Origin of the sequence: Rhodoferax ferrireducens (assembly GCF_003347515.1) — a bacterium.
Taxonomy (GTDB): Bacteria; Pseudomonadota; Gammaproteobacteria; order Burkholderiales; family Burkholderiaceae_C; genus Rhodoferax.
On record NZ_QEII01000275.1, the window covers coordinates 1 to 21,017 of the forward strand.

Here is a 21,017-nt window from a genome sequence, read left to right on the forward strand (position 1 = left end):
CCACCGAGGTCAGGTCGTCGGCCGAAATCGCCGACACCACGGCCGAGCTGAGCATCAGCAGGATGAACTGGCTGGTGAGGGCCGGGTACACCGTGCGCAGCGCCGGTTTCAGAATCACGAAGCGGAAAATTTCGTGGCGTTTCAGATTGAGCGCCAGGCCGGCCTCGATCTGCCCCTTGGGAATGGACTCGATGCCGGCGCGGATGATCTCAGTCGCGTAGGCACCCAGGTTCACCACCATGGCGACCAGCGCGGCGGCGTAGGCCGACCAGCGCAGGCCCAGCGCCGGCAGCGCGAAAAAGAAGAAGAACAGCTGCACCAGAAACGGCGTGTTGCGGATCAGCTCGATGTAGGCATTGATGACCCAGCGCAGCGGGCGCGGCCCGGCGGTTTTGCCCCAGGCGCAGACGATCGCCAGCATGAGGCCGAGCAGCATGGCCAAGAGCGAGAGCTCGATGGTGCTGAGCGTGCCCTTGACCAGCAGCGGCCAGGCGGCAAAGACATCACCGAATTGAAATGAATAGTTCATGAGCGGGCGCAATCGCCAGGTTGGGCACAAAAATTGACGGGTCAACCGGGTTCAGCAGTCAGCTCTTGGCAACAAGTTTGAAACCGGTTTCAGTGAATTATAAAAGTAGCCCGGAACGCTCGGTAACTATGGAAAACCCTAGTACGGGTTAATTGACGGCGTGCACCGACGAGCCGCGCGGCACCAGACGGCCGGACAGCAAAATCTGGCGCGGCGGCAGTTCCAGGCCCTTCAGGCGCTCGATCAGGCAGCCGGCCGCAATGCGCCCCAACTCGTCGGTCGGCTGCGCAATGGTGCTCAGGCCCGGGCCGATGTAAGGCGACCACTCGGTGTCGTCGAAGCCCACCAGGCCGACATCGGTGCCGAACTGCCAGCCCAGGCGCGCCATGGCCGCCACCACGCGCAAGGTCACCACGGCATTGCTGGAGAGCACACCGGGCAGGCGCGGTCCGGCGCGCTGGCGCAAATCACGCAAGGCGGCGTCCAGCGCTTGCGGGTCGTCCGCCGTGTGCTCGAAAGTCCGGCCTTGCAGGCCGGCCACGGCGGGCGCCGACTCGCTGATGAAGGCGCGAAAAGCCGCCTCGCGCTCCTCGCGCGAGCTGACATTCTTGACCGGTTCCGAGATGAACAACAGCTCGCGATAACCGGCCTCCACCAAGTGGCTGGCGCCCAGGCGCACCGCGCCGGCATTGTCCAGTGATACAAAGTCGGCCTGCATGCCGGGGTGGCGCCGATCCACCAGCACCACCGGCTTGCCGTGGCGCGCGGCTTCGGCCGCGGCCTTGGCGTCGCGGCCCAGCGTGTTGAGGATGAAGCCTTCCACCTGGTAGGCGGTGAGCGCTTCAATGGCTTCGCTTTCGCGCCGGCTGTCATTGCCCAGGTTGAACAGCATCAGCAGGTAGCCGGCGTCCTGGCAGGCTTTCTCAGCCCCGCGCAATACCGCCACGGAAAAGGGGTTGGTCACGTCCGCCACCACCAGGCCGATCAGGCGCGAGCGCCCGCGCTTGAGCGCCTGCGCCATCGGGCTGGGGCTGTAGGCCAGCGCCGCAATGGCGACCTCCACACGCGTGGCGATGTCTTTGGTGAGCAGCTTGTCGCGGTGGTTCAGGAAGCGGGAGACAGTGGCCTTGGAGACGCCCGCGACGCGCGCGACATCCGCAATAGTGGGACGCGCCGCCGGCACGGCGGCGAGCGTGTTGTGAGAATGTGGTGAGGTGGACATTGCAAGTGGGACAGGCGTGGGAGAGACCGATTGAAACCAGTTTCAGGCGATGGTAGCACCTGCGCCGCGCGTGATCTACGGTCCAGGCTGCCCAGGCTAGGTTGGCGAGGCCGGGGCAAAGCGTTGCAGGACGTGGTGGGTCATGCCCTTGGCCAGCTCCTCCTCGCCGAAGAACACCGTGCCCACCCGTTCATTGCGCAGCAGTTGCGACTCGTCCTCGCTGTGGGTGCGCAACACGACTTCGATGCCCGGGTTGAGCGCGCGTGCTGTCTCGGCCATCTGGCGCACGCCGACGGAGTCCGGGGTGGCGATGACCAGCATCGCCGCCTCAGCGATGTGCGCCTGGATCAGCACCGCCGAATCCGCCGCATTGCCCGAGACGGCGGCCACGCCGTTCTTGCGCAACTGCTCCACCCGCTCGCGGTTCTGCTCGGCCACCACATAAGGGATGCCCCGTTCACTCAAAGCCGTGGCGATGCGTCGCCCGACGCGCCCATAGCCCACCAGCACCACCTGCCCTTCGAGGTATTTGCGCTCGGTGTTCACCGGCAATTCGGCAAACGGGTCCTCGCGCCGCTCCAGCTGGCGCGCCAGCTCGGAGCGCTGCAGCACCCAGCGGCTGAAGGGCGCGACGGCGGCGAAAACAAAGGGATTGAGCGCGATCGAAATCAGCGCGCCCGCCAGCACCAGGCTCATGCCTTCAACCGGCAACAGCCCCAGCGACTGCCCCAGCCCGGCCAGGATGAAGGAAAACTCGCCGATCTGGGACAGGCTGGCCGCCACCGTCAGCGCGGTATTGAGCGGGTAGCGAAAGGCCAGCACCAGCGCCATCGCCGCAATCGACTTGCCGATGATGATGATGGCCACCACGGCCAGCACACGCACGGGCTCCTGCACCAACACGGCCGGGTCGAACAGCATGCCGACCGAGACGAAGAACAGCACCGAGAACGCATCGCGCAGCGGCAGCGACTCTTCGGCCGCCCGGTGGCTGAATTCGGACTCGCGCATCACCATGCCGGCAAAGAAGGCACCCAGCGCAAAAGACACGCCGAACAACTGCGCCGAACCAAAGGCAATGCCGATGGCGGCGGCCACGACCGACAAGGTGAACAGTTCGCGCGAGCCGGTGGCGGCCACCTGCGACAGCATCCACGGCAAAACACGACGCCCCACCATCAGCATCAAGGCGATGAAGGCACCGACCTGCAGCAAGGTCAGGGCAATCGTTTGCCACAAGGGCGCCGCGCTCCTGGCCGACGCCACCGTGCCGCCCAGAATGCCGGCAAGCGCGGGCAGCAGCACCAGCACCAGCACCGTGACAATGTCTTCCACCACCAGCCAGCCCACAGCGATGCGCCCGTTCATGGTCTCCAGAATGCCGCGGGCTTCCAGCGCCTTGATCAGCACCACCGTGCTAGCACAGGACAAAGACAGGCCGAAAACCAGCCCGGCCCCCGGCGACCAGTCCCACCACCAGGCCATGCCCATGCCCAGCACGGTGGCCAGGCTCATTTGCAGGACCGCGCCGGGCAAGGCAATGCGCTTCACCGCGAGCAGATCGTCCAGCGAGAAATGCAGGCCAACGCCGAACATCAGCAACATGACGCCGATCTCCGACAACTGGGCGGCGATGCCGACGTCGGCGACAAAACCCGGCGTGGCCGGGCCGATCAGCACGCCCGCGAGCAGGTAGCCCACCAGGGCCGGCAGTTTCAGCCGCACGGCAACGAAGCCGAGAATCAGCGCCAGGCCGAAGCCGGCGGCAATCGTGGTGATCAGGGAGACGTTATGGTCCATTCGGGCTCTCTTCCTTGCACGACCAATGGATAGGCCATACGCTGCAAATTAAGTAGCGGCTTCCGCTTATTCAACGAGAGCTGGAGGTCAATTTGACCTCTAATTTTGACGGATTTTCCGGACCAACGCCGTGGTCGAATAACCATCCACAAAAGGCAAGGCCAGCGCCCGGCCGCCATAGGATTCGACCACGCGCGTCTCGGCCAGCTTGACCATGTCGTAGTCACCGCCCTTGACCAGAATGTCGGGCTGGATGTCGGCAATCAATTCCAGCGGCGTATCTTCGTCAAACCAGGTCACCAGGCTGGTCGACGCCAGCGCCGCCATGACAAAAGCCCGGTCCGTTTCTGAATTGAGCGGCCGGTCCGGCCCTTTGCCCAGGCGCCGGGCCGAGGCATCGGTGTTCAACGCCACCAGCAAACTGGCGCCCAGGGCGCGCGCCTGCGCCAGGTACATGACGTGGCCGCGGTGCAGCACGTCAAACACGCCATTGGTAAACACCAGCGGACGCGGCAGCTGCGCCACCCGCGCCAACACGCCGGCACGGCTGCAAATCTTGTCGGACAGGGCGGAAAGGGCAGAAATGGCGGGTAAGTCGGTCATGGCTTCCATGCTAGCAGGGTGGGCAAATCCCTTAAGCTCAGGAAGCCCGACCAATGCCTTGCCCGTGCATCGGCGTCTATTGGCATAATCCCGTCACTTCATGAATCTCGTCACCATCAACGTCGACTCCATCCGCATCGGCCAGCCGCTACCCTTTTCACTCCGGGATGAAAGCGGCGTCTTGCTGGCGAACAAGGGTTATGTGGTGGAAAACCGGGAAGAGCTGGACCTCATGATCGGACGGCGCAGCAATCTGTTCATTGATGTCACCGAGTCCGAGAGCTATCGCCGCGCCTATGTGGGCAAGCTTCGTGATCTGGTGCGGGACGACATTCCCCTGGGACAAATCGCCGACAGCCAGTTCTCTTCTTTCGAGCTGGCCAGCGCCCGCGACACCACGGACACCGGCGAGCCCGACTGGCTGGACCTGCAGGCGCAGACCCATGCCATGCTGCGCGACAGCAACCCGGCGAGCTTTCGCCAGCGGCTGGACAAACTGCAGGCGCAACTCAGCCGGCATGCGCGCGTCAATCCGGATGGCACCTTGTTTGCGCTGATCCACCTCTCCAGCAGCGAGGTGCGGCTCTACAGCGCAACGCACGCCATGCTGGTCAGTGTGATGTGCAGCCTGGCCGCGCGGGAGGTCTTGAAATGGCCCGCCGAGCTGGAGGCCACGCTGTGCAAGGCGGCGCTGACCATGAACATCGGCATGACCGAGCTGCAGGACCGGCTGGCGCTGCAAAAGCAGCCCCCCAGTCCAGAGCAGCTGCGACAGATCGAGCAACATGCCACGCGCTCCGTCATCCTGCTGGAGCAGCTGGGGGTCACAGATCCGTGCTGGCTTGAAGCCGTGCTGGACCATCGCACCAAAACACCGGGCCCGCTGGCCGGTCGCGTGCAAGGTCAGCGCATGGCACGCCTGATCCAGCGCGCCGATATTTTTGCGGCACGTCTGGCGCCGCGCACCTCGCGCCTGCCCGACTCGCCCGCCAGCGCCATGCAGGCCAGCTACTTTGATGAAAACCGCCAGATCGACGAAGCCGGCGCCGCCCTGATCAAGGCGGTGGGAATTTACTCACCGGGCTCGTTCGTGCGCCTGTCGACCAACGAGGTGGCGGTGGTGATCAAACGCGGGGCCAACACCACCACCCCGCGCGTGGCCATATTGATCAACCGTAGCGGCATGCCCACCGGGGAGCTGATCGTGCGTGACACCAGCAAACCTGAGTTCCGCATCATGGCCGGCATGGCTTACCGTGATGTCAAGGTGAAAATCAATCTCGAACGCCTGCTGGCGTTGACCAAATCACCCGCGTCGGACCGCCCCTGGTGAGACCGGCCTAGCCGTCAGACCGGCAGCGTGTCCGCAAAACTGGGACGCAGCATCAGTTTGTCGTGCAGCTTGTGCAGGTTGGGGTGGTCGGTGCGCCAGTCAATCTGGGCAAAACGAAAATCCAGATAACCCAGGGCACAGCCCACCGCGATGTCAGCCAGACCGAAGTGAATGCCGGCACAAAATGACTTGTCGCCCAGCCCGTGGCTCATGGACTTGACGCAGGCCTGCACCTTGCCGAGCTGGCGATCGATCCAGGCCTGGCTGCGTTGCGCATCGGTGCGCCCAGCCCAGGTGGCTTCCAGCCGCGCCAGAATCGAGGCGTCCAACAGGCCATCGGCCAGGGCTTCCCAGGTCTTGACCTCGGCCCGATCACGGCCCAGTGGCGGAATCAACTTGCCGACCGGCGACAGGGTGTCCAGGTATTCGACAATCACGCGCGAATCAAACAGCGCTTCGCCACCTTCCATGACCAGACAGGGGACTTTGCCCAGCGGATTGGAGTCGCCGATCGTGGTCTCGTCGGACCACACGTCCTCGGGCACAAAGACAAAATCAAGTTTTTTCTCGGCCATCACGACACGCACTTTACGTACATAAGGGCTGGAGCTGGATCCGAGTAATTTCATGGGTGGTTCGTGGTTGCAAGAGCTTTCATTCTATCCATCAGCTTGAACCGGAACTTACCCCGCAGGCGAACCCGTGGTCAAGGTGTGGCGCGCCACCTACAATCCGCGCATGAATTTCTCCGCCATCTCCGCCCTTTCCCCGCTTGACGGCCGTTATGCCGGTAAGCTTGCCAAACTCCGTCCCGTGATGAGCGAGCAGGGCTATATGCACCGCCGCGTTCAGGTCGAGGTCGCCTGGTTCATCTCCCTGAGCGATTGCGGCTTCACCGAATTCAAGCCCCTCACCCCCGGCGCCCGCACCTACCTGCTGGGCCTGGTCAAACACTTCTCGGAAGTCGATGGCGAAGCCATCAAGGCGATCGAAAAAGTGACCAACCATGACGTGAAGGCGGTCGAATACTGGCTCAAGTCCAAGTTCGAAGCCCGGCCCGAACTGCTGGCGGCGCAGGAATTCGTGCACTTTTCCTGCACCAGCGAAGACATCAACAACACCAGCCACGCGCTGCAACTCAAAGCCGGGCGCGATCAGGTGCTGCTGCCGGCGCTGGACGCCATCATCACCAAGCTGCGCGACATGGCCCATGCGTTTGCCGAGGTGTCCATGCTCAGCCGCACCCACGGCCAGACCGCCAGCCCGACCACCGTGGGCAAGGAAATCGCCAACGTGGTGGTGCGCCTGACGGCGGCACGCGAGAAAATCGCCAGCATCAAGCTGATGGCCAAGATGAATGGTGCCGTCGGCAACTACAACGCCCACCTGTCGGCCTGGCCCGAATTTGATTGGGAAGCTTTCAGCCGCAAGGTCATCGAGACCCCCGAACCGCTCGGCCTGGGACTGACCTTCCAGCCCTACAGCATCCAGATCGAGCCGCACGACTACATGGCCGAACTGTTCGACGCCGTGGCCCGCACCAACACCATCCTGATCGACTGGGCGCGCGATGTCTGGGGTTATGTCAGCCTGGGCTACTTCAAGCAGCGCCTGCGCGAGGGCGAAGTCGGCTCCAGCACCATGCCGCACAAGGTCAACCCGATTGATTTCGAGAACGCCGAAGGCAATCTAGGCCTGGCCAATGCCGTGCTGCGCCACCTGAGCGAAAAACTGCCGATTTCCCGCTGGCAGCGCGACTTGACCGACTCCACCGTGCTACGCAACATGGGCGTAGCCATGGGCTACGCGGTGCTGGCCTACCAGTCGCTGAATACCGGTCTGGGCAAGCTCGAACTCAACGAGGCCGCGATTGCCGAGGACCTGGACGCTTCGTGGGAAGTGCTGGCCGAGCCGATCCAGACCGTGATGCGCCGCTTTGGCCTGCCCCAGCCTTATGAGCAGCTGAAAAAATTCACCCGTGGCGAACCCATGACGCGCGAGCTGATGCAGGGCTTTATCGCCAATCTGGCCATTCCGGACGCGGAAAAAGCCCGTCTGCTGGCCATGACGCCAGGCAGCTACACCGGCAAGGCCGCCGAACTCGCAAAACGCGTCTGATGGCGATCAAATCCACCATCTTCAAAGCCAGTCTGCAAATCGCCGACATTGACCACGCGTATTACGCCGACCATGCGCTCACCTTGGCGCGGCATCCGAGCGAGACTGACGAACGCATGATGGTGCGCCTGTGCGCACTGGCGCTGCAGGCGCACAAGCTGCAGACCGTGTGCGGCGGCGACGGCACGCTGGCGTTTGGCGCCGGCTTGAGCGACCCGAACGAGCCCGATGTCTGGTTGCGCGACTACACAGGCCTGACCCGCTTGTGGATCGAAGTCGGTCAGCCCGAAGACAAGCCACTGCTCAAAGCCTGCGGCAAGGCCGACGAGGTGGTGCTGTACTGCTTCAATCACGCGGCCGAAGTCTGGTGGCGCACCATGGAAGCCAAGCTGGCCCGGCCGAAAAACCTGAGTGTGTTTCGCATCCCCACCGCCGCCTCGCAAGCGCTGATTCCGCTGGCGCAACGCAGCATGCAGCTGCAGGCCACGATTCAGGAAGGCGTGTTGATGCTGGGCGACGGCACGCACAACGTGGACATTGAGCCGCTGCGCTGGAAATAACAGCCGAATCAGGCTCTAGCCCGCGCATCTTCTGCGCAGATAGCTACTATTTTTATAGTGAATTGGCCGGCTTTTCAGCCGCCCGCTCGGCGTACTTGTTAAAGCGCCAGGACGTGCCTTCCATCGTGATGCGGCGCCAGGTCTGGCGTTTTTCCACCGGGCGCATCTGCGTCCAGTACTGCACCTCGGCAAAACTGCGGCCGCAGCCCTTGCATTCCTCATCGCCCTGGCTGGTGGAGCAGATCGCGATGCACGGCGTGTCGGGCGTGGTGTCGTACCAGGTCATCCACGCGGCCAGCGCCTCGGGCGAGAGGGAAAATTCATCAACCTGGGCCTCGTGCTGGAACACCATCAAGGCATAGACCTCGGCCAGGGCGCGGATCTCGGCGGCCAGGGAAAAGCCGTCCGGCGAGGGCTTTTTATCGCGCCAGTAGTTGATGGCCGACTCGATGTCGGTGATGAATATGCCTGCCATGGGGCCGGCATCATAGCCCGCCCCCGGTCAGCACCGGCCCAATAACCCTAGTCATTTGGGGAATAGCGTTTCGATGGTCAAATCCGCGCCTGAAGGGGAGTAGCTCCCGGTTGGTGAGTCGTCAATACGGAAGGCCTAGCGCTTTCCCGGTTCACCAGATGATGCGGCGTCATGTCTTGACCGCCCGCGCTATCGAGCAAGACCTTCGCCCTGCATCTGGCTGGTGCAACGCGCGAAGGTAGGCTCATGGCCTCTGTATCGCATTGCCTTGCCGGTGTTTTCAAACACAACACGCAAAAGGTTTTGCAATGGAATTATTCTCTGCCGCCTGGTGGTCCGCCCTCATGGCCATCGTCCTGATCGACTTGGTGCTCGCGGGCGACAACGCCATCGTCATCGCCCTGGCCGCACGCCAACTCCCGCCCCACCTGAAACAAAAAGCGATTTTGTGGGGCACCGTGGGAGCCATCGTCGTGCGCTCCGCCATGACGGTGGGCGTGGTCTGGCTGCTCAAGATTCCCGGCCTGATGCTGGTCGGCGGCCTGGGCCTGGTCTGGATCGCCTACCAGCTGCTGGCCGACCAGGGCGGGGATGAACACGACGGCCCGGTCGTCAGCACCTTCTGGGGCGCCATGAAGACCATCATCGTGGCCGACGCGCTGATGGGCGTGGACAACGTGCTGGGCGTGGCCGGTGCCGCGCACGGCGCCTTCGATCTGGTCATCATCGGCCTGTTGATCAGCGTGCCGATTGTGGTGTTTGGCAGCACCGTGGTGCTGAAGCTGGTGGAGCGCTTTCCGGCCATCATCCAGATTGGCTCGGCCGTGCTGGCCTTCACCGCCGCCAAGATGGTGGTGAGCGAGCCGCTGCTGGCCGGCGTTTTCGGCGATCCCAAGCAACCTGCCGAACTGCTGCACACGGCCGCGCGCTGGAGCACCTATGCAGTAGCGGTAGGAGGCGTGCTGGGCGCGGGCTGGTGGAGCAACCGCCGGGCGACTCCGGACGCCACCGCTAAAATCTGACCGGTGACAGACCTAGACCTACTCCCCGACGCTGACAGCAAAATCGAGCAAGCCCGCCTGTGGCGCGACAACGGCTGGACCGCCCGCGTCATCAAAAATGAAGACGATGACGGCTGGGCCGTGGCCATGATCCGGACGGGCGAGCCCGAGCCGGCGCTGGTCGGGCCGTGGACCATGGGGCGCGACAAGAAAAATCCGAAGCCGCTGGACGGCAACGCCTTCAGCACGCTGGTCAAAACCGCCTCGGAGTTTGTGCGCCGCCATGAGCAGCAATTGCATGCCTCGCTACACCAGAGCATTGCGGTCACGACCGGCCACGCCCGCGTGACCGTGTCGCTGGACATCGAACCCGATGACGACAACCCGTCCGCCACCCTGACGGCGCACGACGAGGCCGGGGAAGAGTTGGCACAGGTGCGGGTGTCGCCCGGCTTCAAGCTGAACCGGGCCAGCGCCACCGCCTGGGCCGATGGCGGCTACCCCAAGCCGCGCTGAGGCACTTGAGGGTCGTCATGGACGCCGCGTCGCAGGGTGCTATTCTTGCGCCATGAAACTTATCGTCAAATGGCTGCTCAGCGCAGCCGCCCTCTTGGCCGTGGCCTATCTGTACAGCGGGGTGGTGGTGAACAGCTTCACCGCCGCGCTGATTGCGGCCTTTGTCATCGGCCTGTTCAACATGCTGTTGCGGCCGGTGCTGGTGGTGCTGACACTGCCGGTCACCATGATCACGCTGGGCCTCTTTCTGTTTGTCATCAATGCCCTGATGTTCTGGGCCGCAGCGAGCGTGCTGGACGGCTTTTATGTGCGCGGCTTCGGCGCCGCCCTGCTGGGCTCGCTGATTTACTCGGCGTTTGGCATCGTGATCGACTCAGCGATCGAGCGTCTGCTCTTTAAGAAGTAATTCCACCTGGCGTTTGCGGGTGTCGATGATGGACGCCTCGATGTGGTCTGCCGCCGCATCGCCGGCACGGCCCTGGCGCAATAAATCCTGCGCCGCCTTGAAACGGTCCACGGCCGCCGGATAGTCCAGCAGCGCCACCTGGGTCTCGGCGCTGGCGCGAATCGCGCGCAGGCTCTGGCCTTGCGTCGCATAGGCGCTGGAGAGCAACTGCCAGGCCTGGGCATCGCGCGGATGCGCCGCCACCCAGCTTTGCAGGCGCTGCGCGGCTTCACCCGCCGGTGCGCCCTGGCCGGTTTGCAGGGCAAGCTGCACCGCCAGGAACAACTCGGGACGACGGGCATCCGCACCCCCCTCATGGCGTCCGCCGGGGCTCGCGTTCAACACGGCCGCCGCACGCGGGGCATCCCCCGCACTCAAGGCCATTTCAGCGTCCAGCCAACGCGACAAACGCAGCGCCCGCTCATCAGCGCGCACCAGCGCCGTCAAGCGCTCCAGATACAGCTTGGCGCGGGGGAAATCACGCAGGCGGCTGGCGGCCAGGGCGGCGCCATACAAGGCGCTGGCCTGCCGCGGCGCGGCCATGGAGGCCAATTTGGCACCCTCTGCTTCGGCCAGCAAGGCGCGCAAGGCGTCCACCCCAGGGTTGGACAGCACCCGGGCGCGGGCCGCGATCATGGCGTGCTCCAGGGTGGCGGCCGCGCTGGCGGCGCCGGGCTTGCCCAGTGGCTGGCGCGACTGCATGTCGGCCATCCGCTCGCTGGTCAGTGGATGGCTGCGCAGATAGGGGTAGGCGCCGTTGTCGTTGAGGCGCGAGGCCTGCTGCAGCTTGTCGAACATCGAAACAAAACCCTGGGGCTCAAAACCGGCCTGGGTCATGACGCCATAACCCACGCGATCGGCCTCGCGCTCCATGTCGCGGGAGAAGTTGAGCTGGTTCTGCGCCACCACCGCCTGCCCGCCCACGATCAGGGCATTGCCGGCATCGGGACTCTTGCTGGCGGCCAGCGCGCCCAAAATCATGGCGCCTATCAACCACGGCGTTTGCTGGCCCTGTTTGGAAATCAGGCGCGAAATGTGGCGCTGCGTCACATGGCTGAGCTCGTGCCCCAGCACCGAGGCCAACTCATCGCGGTTGCTGACGATGGCGATCAAGCCCAGATGGACGCCAAAATAGCCGCCCGGCAAGGCAAAAGCATTCACCGTGCGGTCCCGCCCGAGCATGATTTCCCAGGCAAAGCGCTCGTCCAGTTCAGGCGACAAATCACCCCGGGCCCGGGCGGCGGCCAGCAGGGGCTGCCAGATGCCCTGCACATAATCGGCCAGCACCGGGTCGTCGATATAGTCCGGGTCGCGGAAGATTTCGCGCGCAATGCGGTCACCCAGACGCCGCTCGGCGCTGCTGCTCATGTCACTGCCATCGCCCAGCGTGGGCAGCTGGGTGCTCAGCGGGGTCGATACCGGCGCACCCGCCTGGGCCTGCAGCGAAAGCGGAGCGGCCACGCCAGTCGCTACCAAAACAATAGCCACTACCGCTCTGTTGACGGGGGCTAGAGGCCAATTTGATATAAATTTAGAGGTCAAAATACATCCCGTGTTGCGTGCCATCCTCGACTTATTCGGCGGTCATCCTGCGCACAAATAACCGTATGATGCGCGGCTGACATGAACGTTCTGTAAATTTGGCGTGTGCCAGCGATTTTTCAACCGTAACGACGACTGTACTGAATTCCCACCATGAGCACACTTACCCATTTTGACGACCAGGGCCAGGCCCACATGGTGGATGTAGCCGCCAAGGCCAGCACGCACCGCATCGGCATCGCCGGCGGGCGCATTGACATGCTGCCCGCCACCCTGGCCATCATCGAGGCCGGCACCGCCAAGAAAGGCGACGTGCTGGGCATTGCACGCATCGCCGGCATCATGGCGGCCAAGAAAACCAGCGAGCTGATTCCCCTGTGCCACCCGCTGGCGCTGACCCGCGTTGCTATTGAATTTGAAGCTACCCAGGCAGATGCAACGGGGGCTGGCAGCATTTATTGCACAGCCACCGTGGAGACTGTGGGCCCCACCGGCGTCGAAATGGAAGCCCTGACCGCCGTGCAGGTGGCGTTGCTCACCATTTACGACATGTGCAAGGCGGTCGATCGCGGCATGGTGATGAACGACGTCAAGCTGCTGGAAAAGCACGGCGGCAAGTCGGGCAGTTTCATCAACGGCGGGTAAGAGCGCGATCACAGGTCTGGCCCAATGGCCTGTCTGACAACCCGTTTCCAGACACCGCCTGCAGTCAAGGGGCTACCGTGACCATCTCCTCTCACACGGCCCGCCAATGAGCTACGCCCATTCCGCCCTGTCCCTGTCTCTGGTTGGCGAGCACCCGTCGATTGCCGCGTTGCGCAAGTTGATCGCCCGCGTGGCGCGCAGCAAAGCCAACACGGTTCTGATTTACGGCGAAACCGGGACCGGCAAGGGACTGGTGGCCAGGATGATTCACCAGCAGTCGGACCGTGCCCAGGCCGAGTTCATGGACATCAACTGCGCGGCGATACCGGCCGAGTTGCTGGAGTCCGAGCTCTTCGGGCATGAGCGGGGTGCGTTCACGGGTGCCGTCAGCAAGAAGGAGGGCTTGATCGAGGCTGCCAATGGCGGCAGCGTCTTTCTGGACGAAGTGCGGGAGCTCGATCCGGTCATGCAGGCCAAAATGCTGACTTTGCTGGACACCCGCCGGTTCAGGCGGGTGGGTGCGGTGAGTCCGATCAATGTGGATGTGCGCTTTATTGCCGCCACCAACAAGATTCTCCTGGGCGAAGTCAAGGCGGGAAAATTTCGCGATGACTTGTATTACCGCCTCCAGGTGATCGCCATCAACATCCCCCCGCTGCGCGAGCGGGGCGAGGACATTTTGCTGCTGGCAGAGAACTTTCTGGCCCGGTACAACGCGCAGTACCAGAGCCAGATGCGCCACATCGACGACGATGTTCAAAGCGTGTTCAAGGCCTACCACTGGCCCGGCAATGTGCGGGAGCTTGAAAACCTGCTGGAGCGCATTTGCCTGCTGGAAGACGGCGACCGCATACGCCTGGACCACCTGCCGCAACGCATTCTTCGTGATCTTGCGGCTCCGCCGCTGAGCCAGGGCCTTGGCCCGGCAGCCACCTTGTCAACGGCAGGCGCCGGGCCAAGCCGGGATTACCACGCGGCAACATCGGCGTTCCAGGCCTCCCTGATCGGCAGGGCGTTGCACGACGCAGGAGGCAACCTGGGCATGGCGGCGCAGGCGCTGGGCCTGAGCCGTCATGCCCTGCGGCACCAAATGACGAAGCTGGGGATGGTCAGCTCATGGGGCGTGAACGACTGACGGAGTCTTGCGTTTTTTTCACGCTTATTGCGCACCTTTATGCGTGGTTGTCACGCTTCAAAAAATCATGATTCCTCTAAGTCATTGATTTATAAGTATTATTTTTAGTTCTGCCAGTGGCACGGTTTCTGCGCTATTGATGGCATCACATCAATGGGGTGTGACACAACCTCAAGCCACCTTGTATGCAAAACCTGAAAATCATCTGTCCCAACGGACACCTCGGCTTTGCGCCTCTGCGCCCCGAGAGCTTTGAGCTGGGCGTTCAAGCTCATCCCGATTACATCGCTGCCGATTCGGGTAGCGACGACGTGGGGCCGGTTCCATTGGGATCGGACACATCCACCAGCCCCGAGGCCTGGCAGCGGCATGATCTGGAGAAGATGCTCCTGGCCTCGCGCCGGCTGGGCGTGCCCATGATCATCGGTTCGGCCGGCGACACGGGCGCCAACAGCCGCGTCGACCTCTATGTGTCCATCATCAAGGAACTGGCCCAGAAACATGGCCTCAAGAAATTCCGGCTGGGCTACTTTTACTCCGAAGTCAGCAAGGACTACCTGCGTCAGAAGATGCAGCAGGGTCATGTGGTGGAAGGACTGGACGGTTTTGCCGCCCTGACCGAGAGCGAGCTGGACGCCACTGACCGCATCGTGGCGATGGCGGGTGTGCACCCTTACGTCGAGTTGCTGCGCCAGGGCGCGGACGTGATCATTGGCGGGCGCAGTTCTGACGCGGCGCTCTTCGCCGCACCCGCCTTGCACCACGGCTTTCCGGCTGACCGTGCCTACTACCTGGGCAAGGTGCTGGAGTGCGCGTCGTTCTGCGCCGAGCCTTATGGCGGCAAGGAAACCGTCATGGGCATCATTTCGCAAGACGATGTGCGCGTGACTGCCATGCTGCCAGAGCAGCGCTGCACAATTGCCTCGGTATCCGGGCACGCCATGTATGAGCGATCCAACCCTTACGAGGAATTTTTCGCTGGCGGCAAGCTGGACATGACGCATTGTCACTACGAGCAGCTCGACGAGCGCACCACGCGCATCACCGGCTCGCGGTTTGTGCCCGCCGAAAAAGTGCGTGTCAAGCTCGAAGGCGCGGGCAAGGTGGGCGAGCGTTACGTGGGCATCTGCGGCATTCGCGACCCCTACACCGTGGCCAACGTGGACCGCGTGATCGCCTGGGCGCGTGAGCAGGTGAAAACACGGTTTGGCGACAGCGGCTATGAATTGCACTACAACGTTTACGGGCGTGACGGCGTCATGGGTGACCTGGAGCCTCTGCGTGACAAGCCAGGGCATGAACTCTGTGTGATGGTGCAGGGCGTGGCGCCCACCCGCGAGATGGCCGAGGAGTTGACCATGATCGGACTGCGACAAATGTTTTACGCACGCCTGCCCGACGTGAAAGGCACCGCCGGCTCCGTCTCCTTCCCGCTGGACGAAGTGCTGCACGCCAGCGCGGCCTACCGCTGGACGCTTAACCACACCGTCGAGGTACAAGACCCGCTGGAACTGTTCCCCACCCACCTCGTTGACGCCGGCATTTGAACCAGGAGCCCCCCATGACAACTCAAAAACTGCACGAACTGGCCAAGACGATCCGCAGCAAGAACGCCGGCGTCAACAAGATCACCTTTGACATCATCTTTCGCGAGGCAGCGCAGTACGAGCGTGTCAAGCGCTCGGGCGCCATCAACCGGGCGAGCATGGCTTCCTTGTATGGCATCCCGCTTGAACGCATTTCTGATTTCGTCGAATACGACCCGGGCAACGCGATCAAGTTCACCATTTACCGCCTGCGTCCGAGCGGATGTGCCGGGGATGGTGACATCTTCGGCGCGCAGCAGTATGCGCCGCTGCTGGATGTTGAGATCCCGGTTTGACCGGTTGTCATTGGCTTTACCAACCCTACAAAGAGACAATCAAAATGCGTAAAACCCTCATCCAAATCGGCCTTGCTGTCGCCGGCCTGTGCGTTGTACCGGTCGCGTTTGGCCAAACCGACGCCGAAGCCAAGATCCCGGCCCTCATGAAGATCGTGGTGCCCTTCTCGGCCGGCGCCAGCAACGACAACATTGCCAGGGTGATCGCGCCCCTGCTGTCCAAGCGCTTGCGCAACACCGTGATCGTGGAGAACAAGCCGGGCGCTGCCGGTGTCATTGGCTCGGACTATGTGGCGAAAAGCCCCAAGGATGCGTCGGTGCTCCTGCTGACCTCGTCCACGTTTCTGACGGCGGCCGCCACCCAGGCACGCTTGCCCTATGACCCGTTGACCGCCTTCGCGCCTGTGGCCATGGTGGGCCAGGGCCCGCTGTTGCTGGCGGTGTCGGCCATGACCAGCATCAAGTCCCCGCAAGACCTAGTGTCCGCGGCCCGAGCCAAGCCGGGGGCGCTCACCTACGGTAGCTCGGGTCTGGGGTCGATCGCCCATATGGCCAGCGAGATGCTCAGCGACAGCGCCCGGATTCAGCTCACGCATGTGCCCTACAAAGGCGCTGCCAACGCCTTGCTGGACATGGCCGGCGGCCAGATCGACATGATGATCTCCAACTATTCGTCGCTTTTGCCTCAGATCAAGGCTGGCCGGGTGCGCGCGGTGGCTGTGACGTCGCGCCTGCCCTCGGCCTCATTTCCCGACTTGCCGACCATGGCTGGCGTGGCCCCCGGCTTCGTGGCCGACATCTGGATATCCATCCTCGCTCCGGCGGGAACGCCAGCACCCTTGGTTCAGCGACTGAACCGGGAGTTCAACGAGATTGCTGCCACACCCGAAGTGCGCGCGCTGCTGGAGTCGGACGGCGCCCTGCCAACACCGCTGTCGCCCGCCGAACTGGCGCAGCGTATCAAGGAAGACCTGAGCAGCTGGAAGAAAATTGCAACGGAGAAAAAGATCATCGCCGAATAGGGGGCCGCCGCATGGCACGCGCTGCCAATCAATGATCCTTGCGCGGATGGTCCTCGGCCCAGCGCGCATGACGCGTGGGAAATGCCGCCTGGTAGCGCATCAGGTAGAACAGCGCCTCGTCGTCGCGGCCCAGCAGCACGGCGCTCTCGATCAGTGGCTCAATCACAAAAGGTTCCGGGGAAAAGTGCAGCATGGCCGTGGCCAGTTCATTGACGTGCGCCGCATTGGCGCGTGTCAAGGGCTCGATGCCGAGTTCGGCAAAGCGCACCTGATTCCGGAACAGCCACGAGTCAGCAATCTTCGCCAGGGTGTTGTCGCGATACGCCGCGGAACGCATTTTGGGCGTCAGATAAATCTGGCTGATGCGGTAGTAGTCCCATGCGGCATAGGCCACAATTGCTAGCAAAAGAGTAGCTACCACCGCTGACAGGACAAGGGCTAGAGGCCTAAAACCATCTGATGTCTCAGCCAGCCGGCGCGGCGAGCGCCACAGCAGCCACACACTCAGGCCAAACGCCATCTGAAACGGCCCGTACCACAGCGGATACTCCAGCAGGCTGTGCAACAGGATGACGGCCAACACCGACCACGCCATCTGGCGCGTGGCATCCAGCTCACGCCAGGGCTTGGCCCGCCATACCGCCCAGGCGCCAAGGCCGCCGAGCGCCAAAGCCACGGGCACGCCCAGTTCCACCGCCAGATGCAGCGGCAGATTATGGGCATTGTCCAGAATGTCGCAAAAGCGTTCGCCGGGGTAGAGCGTGATGAAATGCGCGTAATCCAGTTCATTCCAGCCCCAGCCGAACCAGGGCTTTTGCGCGATCAGGTGCAGCACGTTGCTCCACAGCGTCAGACGACTGGCGCACTTGGGAGCGCCGTCATGCAGGCGCGCCAGAATGCCGATGGCGCTGGGGTCCAGACCGGCCAACAGCGGCAAGGCCAGGGTGGCAACGCCGTACGCCAGCGCAGCGGCCAGCAGAACGCGCCACATCGCCGCCTGCCGCCAACCGCTCCGACCATGGTTCCAGGCCCATGCCATGACCAACAACAACCCCAGCTGCAACAGCCCGGTGCGCGAAGACGAGGCCGCATTGCCCATGGCCAGGAGAACCGCCGCCGTCATGGGCGCCAGCCGTCGCCAGTTGAGTGGCGCGAGGCGCACGGCGTCAGCCGTGACAGTGGGCGTGGGCGTAAACGTGGATTGGGCTTGCGCCACCCACCACAGCAAGGCCACGAGGCCGATATTGGTCAGCGTCGCGAACTGGTTGCGCTGGCGCAGGTTGCCATACGCCTCGCCTAGGCTGGTGCTGTTGACCCACGACCCAAACACGGCGGTGGCGTCGAAATACTGCAGCAAACCCAGCAGGCTGCTCAGCAGCGCCGCCGTCAGCCAAGCGGAGGCTGCTACATCGGCCAGGCGCACCCGCGCAGCAAACAGCAGCACAAGCGCCAGACATGCCAAGGTGAACAGCCAAGGCATGACTGCCGGCGTGGGGCCGGGGGAAAACGGATTAAGCCAGGGGAGGGTTAGGGAGAGGAAGACGGCGATGGAGGGCATAAAGGCGATGGAGACAGTGCACAAAGTGCAACTGCTATGCGGTACAGGAAGCAAGGCAAGAGATCATCCGGCTATTTTCGCTCTGACTTGCGCCAGTCCTTCGCTGATATCCTGGATTTGGAAATAATGGAATCTGACCCCCAGTGATTTTCGCGAGGTGAACGCTTGAGGACTGAATTGAACAGACGATTCTCGATCAAGCACCGGATAATGCAGACGATGTTCCTCAAAGCTGGCGCACTCTCTCTTGCCCTGTTGCTGGCCAGCCGGCTGCTGGGGTTGCTGCGAGAGTCCGCGCAGGCTGCCGCGTTTGGCACTTCCGGCTTGGGCGATGTGGCGGTGCTGATGCTCACCTTGCCTGACTGGTTGACGAGTGTACTGGCCAGCGGTGCATTGGCCTATGTGTTGTTACCCCATTGGGCCGGGCAGAAGCCCGACCAACAAGCGCAGACGCAACGTCGGGTAGCGAATTGGTTGCTGGGACTAGGTGCGTCAACCGGGTTATTGCTGTATTTCTTTCAAGCCCCGGTGATTCACTTGCTGGCCAGTGGCTTGCCACCCCGCTTGCTGCCACAAGCTGCCCAGGGCTTGGCATGGAGCGCCGCCGCCGTTCCTACTGCGCTGCTGGCCGCGCTGTGGGCAACCCGCTTGCAGCATGAGCGCGACTTCACTGGCTTGTACGCGGCCAATCTGGTGGTCAACTGCACCTTGATAGGCGCTCTTTATTTTGTAGCCAAGAATGTCCTGCCAATAAGCGCAATCGGACTACTGGGCGGGTCTTTGTGGTTGGCGATGGGCCTGCGACTGCTGTGGTTGCGTTCGCGGCTGCGGGCTTATCACATCAAGGATGAAACGCCAATTGGTGAGATTGCGGTGCCGTTGCCCCGTGTCCCACTTTGGCTGTGGGCCGCACTGTCTGCGGGATTTCCGCTGGCCCTGCCATTTGTGGCGCGCAGCTTCGCGTCCGGCGAAGGCGAAGGCGCCTTGGCCACCTTCAACTATGCCTGGAAGTTGGTGGAATTGCCCTTGGTGCTGGCGATTCAACTGGTCGCCACGTTGGCTTTTCCTGCTATCACCCGCGCGATGGCGGCCCAGTCTGGCGCAGATAAGGCCGCGCAGGTACTGCCTCATGAGGCGATCCGCGCTGTGCGAAGCGCCTTCTTGTTGGCCTGGACCTTGGCCTGCGCTGCTACCGCCGCCCTTCAGCTGGGTGCACCCGCCATCGCGACCTTGTTGTTTGGATGGGGCCGCATGCCCTCCGAAGGGCTGGCAAAGGTGGCGGCTTGGGGGGCCATCGGCGCCTGGGGTTTGTTGCCGCAGGCGCTGATCGCGGTTGCGCTGACCGTGTTGGCCAGCCAAGGGCGCATGCGCTCCGTGGTGGCGGCCTACGGGGTGGCGCTGGTTGCACTGCTGGTTCTGGGTGCTTGGTCGACCGGCGACGGGGCCTGGCTGATGGTCGGACTGGACGCAGTGCTGATCTTTGTCGCCCTGGTTGTCCTGCTGGACTTGCGGCAACCAGACCGGCGCGCGAGCCAAAATTTGGCCCTGCTGCCCTGGCAAGCGATGCTAGCGCCCACCGTCGTGCTGCTGATTCTTGCCTTGCCTGCTCAAGCCGGATGGATCGCATTTTTGGAGCCAAAAAGCCTTTCTTCCCTTGCCCTTTGTGCATTGGCAGCTATCAGTGTTGTAGCAACAAGTTATCTAACCAGTGCGGAGTTGCGCACGGCGCTGCGACGATAATCCAGACAGCAAATAACCCTATGCTCGACCTGCTAAAAATCACCAACGACCCCGTCCTTGCCCGTCGTTGCGACGCGCTCGGCGGCATGCGGCTGTTCGTCGATCTGGAGCGCATGGGCAAGGCCGAGCGACAAGCCGGGCGCAATACCTACATCAGCTCGCACCAACTGGACGACATTGGCCATATCAAGGCCCAGCTCAAGTACTCCAGGCTGATGGTGCGCGTCAATCCATTGCACGCCGCGACCCCACATGAAGTCGACGCGGTGCTGGCCCAAGGGTTGACACAAGGCACGGGGCCAAAAGCTGACCTGTTGATGCTTCCCATGTTCACCAATGCCCAGACGCTACGCACGTTTTCCGACATCGTGGCGGGCCGTTGCCCTATCGTGGCATTGCTGGAAACTGCGGACGCGCTGGCCACGATTGACGACTGGATCGGCACCCCCGGCTTGGAGGAGGTATTTGTGGGCTTGAATGATTTGCACATTTCCCTGGGAATGCGCTTCATGTTCGAGCCCTTGGCCAGTGGCATGGTGGACCGGGCGGCCGTTGCCGCAGCGCGACAGGGAGTTCGGTTTGGTTTTGGCGGCATGGCGCGGGTAAACGAAGGCCTGCTGCCGGGGCGTGATGTGCTGGCCGAACATCTGCGACTGGGCTCGCAAGCGGTGATTCTGTCGCGCACCTTTATTTTTGAACGACGAGAAACCGATTCACCGTTTGAAGACGAAGTGCTGGCCCTGCGCGAAGCCGAGGCACAACTCGCATGCCGAACCCCGGCGCAGACCGAGGCCGACCGGCTGCGCATTGCCGCATGCATCATGTCGATTGCCGACGGCATGCCTCTACGGGCCCTATCGCCCGTTGCTCCTGTCGCATGAGCCTCACGAA

The 21,017-nt window shown here is 63.0% G+C and carries 21 protein-coding genes; 13 read left to right on the plus strand and 8 right to left on the minus strand.

The genetic code is table 11. The features are described 5' to 3' along the window. From C5P05_RS14850 to rfaE2, 4 genes are all read right to left on the minus strand, one after another. Positions 1–529 (minus strand): amino acid ABC transporter permease (locus tag C5P05_RS14850; protein ID WP_114970631.1); only part of this gene is annotated, 529 nt, incomplete at its 3' end. A gap of 148 nt (positions 530–677) precedes the next feature. Continuing rightward, the gene (locus tag C5P05_RS14855; RefSeq protein ID WP_114970632.1) at positions 678–1,751 is read right to left on the minus strand and encodes a LacI family DNA-binding transcriptional regulator; all 1,074 of its coding nucleotides are present in this window, start codon (positions 1,749–1,751) and stop codon (positions 678–680) included. A gap of 96 nt (positions 1,752–1,847) precedes the next feature. Beyond that, complete coding sequence (gene ybaL, locus C5P05_RS14860; RefSeq protein ID WP_114970633.1) at positions 1,848–3,551, minus strand: YbaL family putative K(+) efflux transporter; 1,704 nt, start codon at positions 3,549–3,551, stop codon at positions 1,848–1,850. A 99-nt stretch (positions 3,552–3,650) separates the two neighbouring features. Then, positions 3,651–4,154: a D-glycero-beta-D-manno-heptose 1-phosphate adenylyltransferase gene (gene rfaE2, locus C5P05_RS14865; protein ID WP_114970698.1), complete on the minus strand. Its 504-nt coding sequence runs from the start codon at positions 4,152–4,154 to the stop codon at positions 3,651–3,653. A gap of 100 nt (positions 4,155–4,254) precedes the next feature. Here rfaE2 and C5P05_RS14870 point away from each other — a divergent pair, with 100 nt between their 5' ends. Beyond that, positions 4,255–5,487 carry an HD-GYP domain-containing protein gene (locus tag C5P05_RS14870; protein WP_114970634.1) on the plus strand — a complete coding sequence of 411 codons (1,233 nt, stop codon included), beginning with the start codon at positions 4,255–4,257 and terminating at the stop codon, positions 5,485–5,487. Between the two features lie 14 nt (positions 5,488–5,501). Here the strand turns inward: C5P05_RS14870 and C5P05_RS14875 are convergent, their stop codons facing one another. Further along, positions 5,502–6,116: a glutathione S-transferase N-terminal domain-containing protein gene (locus C5P05_RS14875; protein ID WP_114970635.1), complete on the minus strand. Its 615-nt coding sequence runs from the start codon at positions 6,114–6,116 to the stop codon at positions 5,502–5,504. A gap of 109 nt (positions 6,117–6,225) precedes the next feature. On the opposite strand from C5P05_RS14875, the gene purB reads away from it, so the two are divergent. Together purB and C5P05_RS14885 are read left to right on the plus strand one after the other, a co-directional pair. Next, entirely contained in the window at positions 6,226–7,605 is a 1,380-nt protein-coding gene (purB, locus tag C5P05_RS14880) for an adenylosuccinate lyase (RefSeq protein ID WP_114970699.1), read from the plus strand. Next, positions 7,605–8,165 carry a YaeQ family protein gene (locus C5P05_RS14885; protein ID WP_114970636.1) on the plus strand — a complete coding sequence of 187 codons (561 nt, stop codon included), beginning with the start codon at positions 7,605–7,607 and terminating at the stop codon, positions 8,163–8,165. Before purB ends, C5P05_RS14885 begins: the two co-directional genes overlap by 1 nt. 52 nt (positions 8,166–8,217) lie before the next feature. On the opposite strand, the gene C5P05_RS14890 is transcribed toward C5P05_RS14885, so the two are convergent. Further along, positions 8,218–8,640, minus strand: coding sequence for a DUF3717 domain-containing protein (locus tag C5P05_RS14890; protein WP_114970637.1), 423 nt, complete (start codon positions 8,638–8,640; stop codon positions 8,218–8,220). A 308-nt stretch (positions 8,641–8,948) separates the two neighbouring features. Here C5P05_RS14890 and C5P05_RS14895 point away from each other — a divergent pair, with 308 nt between their 5' ends. From C5P05_RS14895 to C5P05_RS14905, 3 genes are read left to right on the plus strand one after another with little or no spacing between them, the layout of a single operon-like run. Continuing rightward, positions 8,949–9,662: a TerC family protein gene (locus C5P05_RS14895; protein ID WP_114970638.1), complete on the plus strand. Its 714-nt coding sequence runs from the start codon at positions 8,949–8,951 to the stop codon at positions 9,660–9,662. Between the two features lie 3 nt (positions 9,663–9,665). Next, entirely contained in the window at positions 9,666–10,157 is a 492-nt protein-coding gene (locus tag C5P05_RS14900) for a hypothetical protein (RefSeq protein WP_114970639.1), read from the plus strand. Positions 10,158–10,209: 52 nt separating this feature from the next. Further along, the gene (locus C5P05_RS14905; protein ID WP_114970640.1) at positions 10,210–10,563 is read left to right on the plus strand and encodes a phage holin family protein; all 354 of its coding nucleotides are present in this window, start codon (positions 10,210–10,212) and stop codon (positions 10,561–10,563) included. Here the strand turns inward: C5P05_RS14905 and C5P05_RS14910 are convergent. Next, positions 10,531–12,168 carry a M48 family metalloprotease gene (locus tag C5P05_RS14910; protein WP_114970641.1) on the minus strand — a complete coding sequence of 546 codons (1,638 nt, stop codon included), beginning with the start codon at positions 12,166–12,168 and terminating at the stop codon, positions 10,531–10,533. The two genes, C5P05_RS14905 and C5P05_RS14910, sit on opposite strands and share 33 nt — an antisense overlap. Positions 12,169–12,297: 129 nt before the next feature. Here C5P05_RS14910 and moaC point away from each other — a divergent pair, with 129 nt between their 5' ends. From moaC to C5P05_RS14935, 5 genes are all read left to right on the plus strand, one after another. Then, positions 12,298–12,789, plus strand: coding sequence for a cyclic pyranopterin monophosphate synthase MoaC (moaC, locus tag C5P05_RS14915; protein ID WP_114970642.1), 492 nt, complete (start codon positions 12,298–12,300; stop codon positions 12,787–12,789). A gap of 106 nt (positions 12,790–12,895) precedes the next feature. Further along, a complete protein-coding gene (locus tag C5P05_RS14920) occupies positions 12,896–13,924 on the plus strand; it encodes a sigma-54 interaction domain-containing protein (RefSeq protein WP_114970643.1) in 1,029 nt (342 codons plus the stop codon). 185 nt (positions 13,925–14,109) lie between these two features. Beyond that, positions 14,110–15,471, plus strand: a complete 1,362-nt coding sequence (locus C5P05_RS14925) for an acyclic terpene utilization AtuA family protein (protein ID WP_114970644.1) — start codon at positions 14,110–14,112, stop codon at positions 15,469–15,471. Positions 15,472–15,485: 14 nt separating this feature from the next. Further along, on the plus strand, positions 15,486–15,806 hold the full coding sequence (locus C5P05_RS14930) for a DUF4387 domain-containing protein (protein WP_114970645.1): 321 nt from the start codon (positions 15,486–15,488) through the stop codon (positions 15,804–15,806). A gap of 44 nt (positions 15,807–15,850) precedes the next feature. Further along, positions 15,851–16,828, plus strand: coding sequence for a tripartite tricarboxylate transporter substrate binding protein (locus C5P05_RS14935; RefSeq protein ID WP_114970700.1), 978 nt, complete (start codon positions 15,851–15,853; stop codon positions 16,826–16,828). Positions 16,829–16,856: 28 nt separating this feature from the next. On the opposite strand, the gene C5P05_RS14940 is transcribed toward C5P05_RS14935, so the two are convergent. Further along, the gene (locus tag C5P05_RS14940) at positions 16,857–18,410 is read right to left on the minus strand and encodes a Wzy polymerase domain-containing protein (protein WP_332871353.1); all 1,554 of its coding nucleotides are present in this window, start codon (positions 18,408–18,410) and stop codon (positions 16,857–16,859) included. Between the two features lie 195 nt (positions 18,411–18,605). Here C5P05_RS14940 and C5P05_RS14945 point away from each other — a divergent pair, with 195 nt between their 5' ends. Both C5P05_RS14945 and C5P05_RS14950 read left to right on the plus strand, forming a co-directional pair. Then, positions 18,606–20,126: a lipid II flippase MurJ gene (locus C5P05_RS14945; protein WP_157979340.1), complete on the plus strand. Its 1,521-nt coding sequence runs from the start codon at positions 18,606–18,608 to the stop codon at positions 20,124–20,126. A 20-nt stretch (positions 20,127–20,146) separates the two neighbouring features. After that, the gene (locus C5P05_RS14950) at positions 20,147–21,007 is read left to right on the plus strand and encodes an aldolase/citrate lyase family protein (protein WP_114970648.1); all 861 of its coding nucleotides are present in this window, start codon (positions 20,147–20,149) and stop codon (positions 21,005–21,007) included. Positions 21,008–21,017: the final 10 nt, after the last annotated feature.

Excerpts from the sequence above, each read along its gene's own strand:
- C5P05_RS14855 (WP_114970632.1), bottom strand. The coding sequence starts at position 1,751 with ATGTCCACCTCACCACATTCTCACAACACGCTCGCCGCCGTGCCGGCG.
- ybaL (WP_114970633.1), bottom strand. The coding sequence starts at position 3,551 with ATGGACCATAACGTCTCCCTGATCACCACGATTGCCGCCGGCTTCGGC.
- rfaE2 (WP_114970698.1), bottom strand. The coding sequence starts at position 4,154 with ATGACCGACTTACCCGCCATTTCTGCCCTTTCCGCCCTGTCCGACAAG.
- C5P05_RS14870 (WP_114970634.1), top strand. The coding sequence starts at position 4,255 with ATGAATCTCGTCACCATCAACGTCGACTCCATCCGCATCGGCCAGCCG.
- C5P05_RS14875 (WP_114970635.1), bottom strand. The coding sequence starts at position 6,116 with ATGAAATTACTCGGATCCAGCTCCAGCCCTTATGTACGTAAAGTGCGT.
- purB (WP_114970699.1), top strand. The coding sequence starts at position 6,226 with ATGAATTTCTCCGCCATCTCCGCCCTTTCCCCGCTTGACGGCCGTTAT.
- C5P05_RS14885 (WP_114970636.1), top strand. The coding sequence starts at position 7,605 with ATGGCGATCAAATCCACCATCTTCAAAGCCAGTCTGCAAATCGCCGAC.
- C5P05_RS14890 (WP_114970637.1), bottom strand. The coding sequence starts at position 8,640 with ATGGCAGGCATATTCATCACCGACATCGAGTCGGCCATCAACTACTGG.
- C5P05_RS14895 (WP_114970638.1), top strand. The coding sequence starts at position 8,949 with ATGGAATTATTCTCTGCCGCCTGGTGGTCCGCCCTCATGGCCATCGTC.
- C5P05_RS14905 (WP_114970640.1), top strand. The coding sequence starts at position 10,210 with ATGAAACTTATCGTCAAATGGCTGCTCAGCGCAGCCGCCCTCTTGGCC.
- C5P05_RS14910 (WP_114970641.1), bottom strand. The coding sequence starts at position 12,168 with ATGGCACGCAACACGGGATGTATTTTGACCTCTAAATTTATATCAAAT.
- moaC (WP_114970642.1), top strand. The coding sequence starts at position 12,298 with ATGAGCACACTTACCCATTTTGACGACCAGGGCCAGGCCCACATGGTG.
- C5P05_RS14920 (WP_114970643.1), top strand. The coding sequence starts at position 12,896 with ATGAGCTACGCCCATTCCGCCCTGTCCCTGTCTCTGGTTGGCGAGCAC.
- C5P05_RS14925 (WP_114970644.1), top strand. The coding sequence starts at position 14,110 with ATGCAAAACCTGAAAATCATCTGTCCCAACGGACACCTCGGCTTTGCG.
- C5P05_RS14930 (WP_114970645.1), top strand. The coding sequence starts at position 15,486 with ATGACAACTCAAAAACTGCACGAACTGGCCAAGACGATCCGCAGCAAG.
- C5P05_RS14935 (WP_114970700.1), top strand. The coding sequence starts at position 15,851 with ATGCGTAAAACCCTCATCCAAATCGGCCTTGCTGTCGCCGGCCTGTGC.
- C5P05_RS14945 (WP_157979340.1), top strand. The coding sequence starts at position 18,606 with ATGTTCCTCAAAGCTGGCGCACTCTCTCTTGCCCTGTTGCTGGCCAGC.
- C5P05_RS14950 (WP_114970648.1), top strand. The coding sequence starts at position 20,147 with ATGCTCGACCTGCTAAAAATCACCAACGACCCCGTCCTTGCCCGTCGT.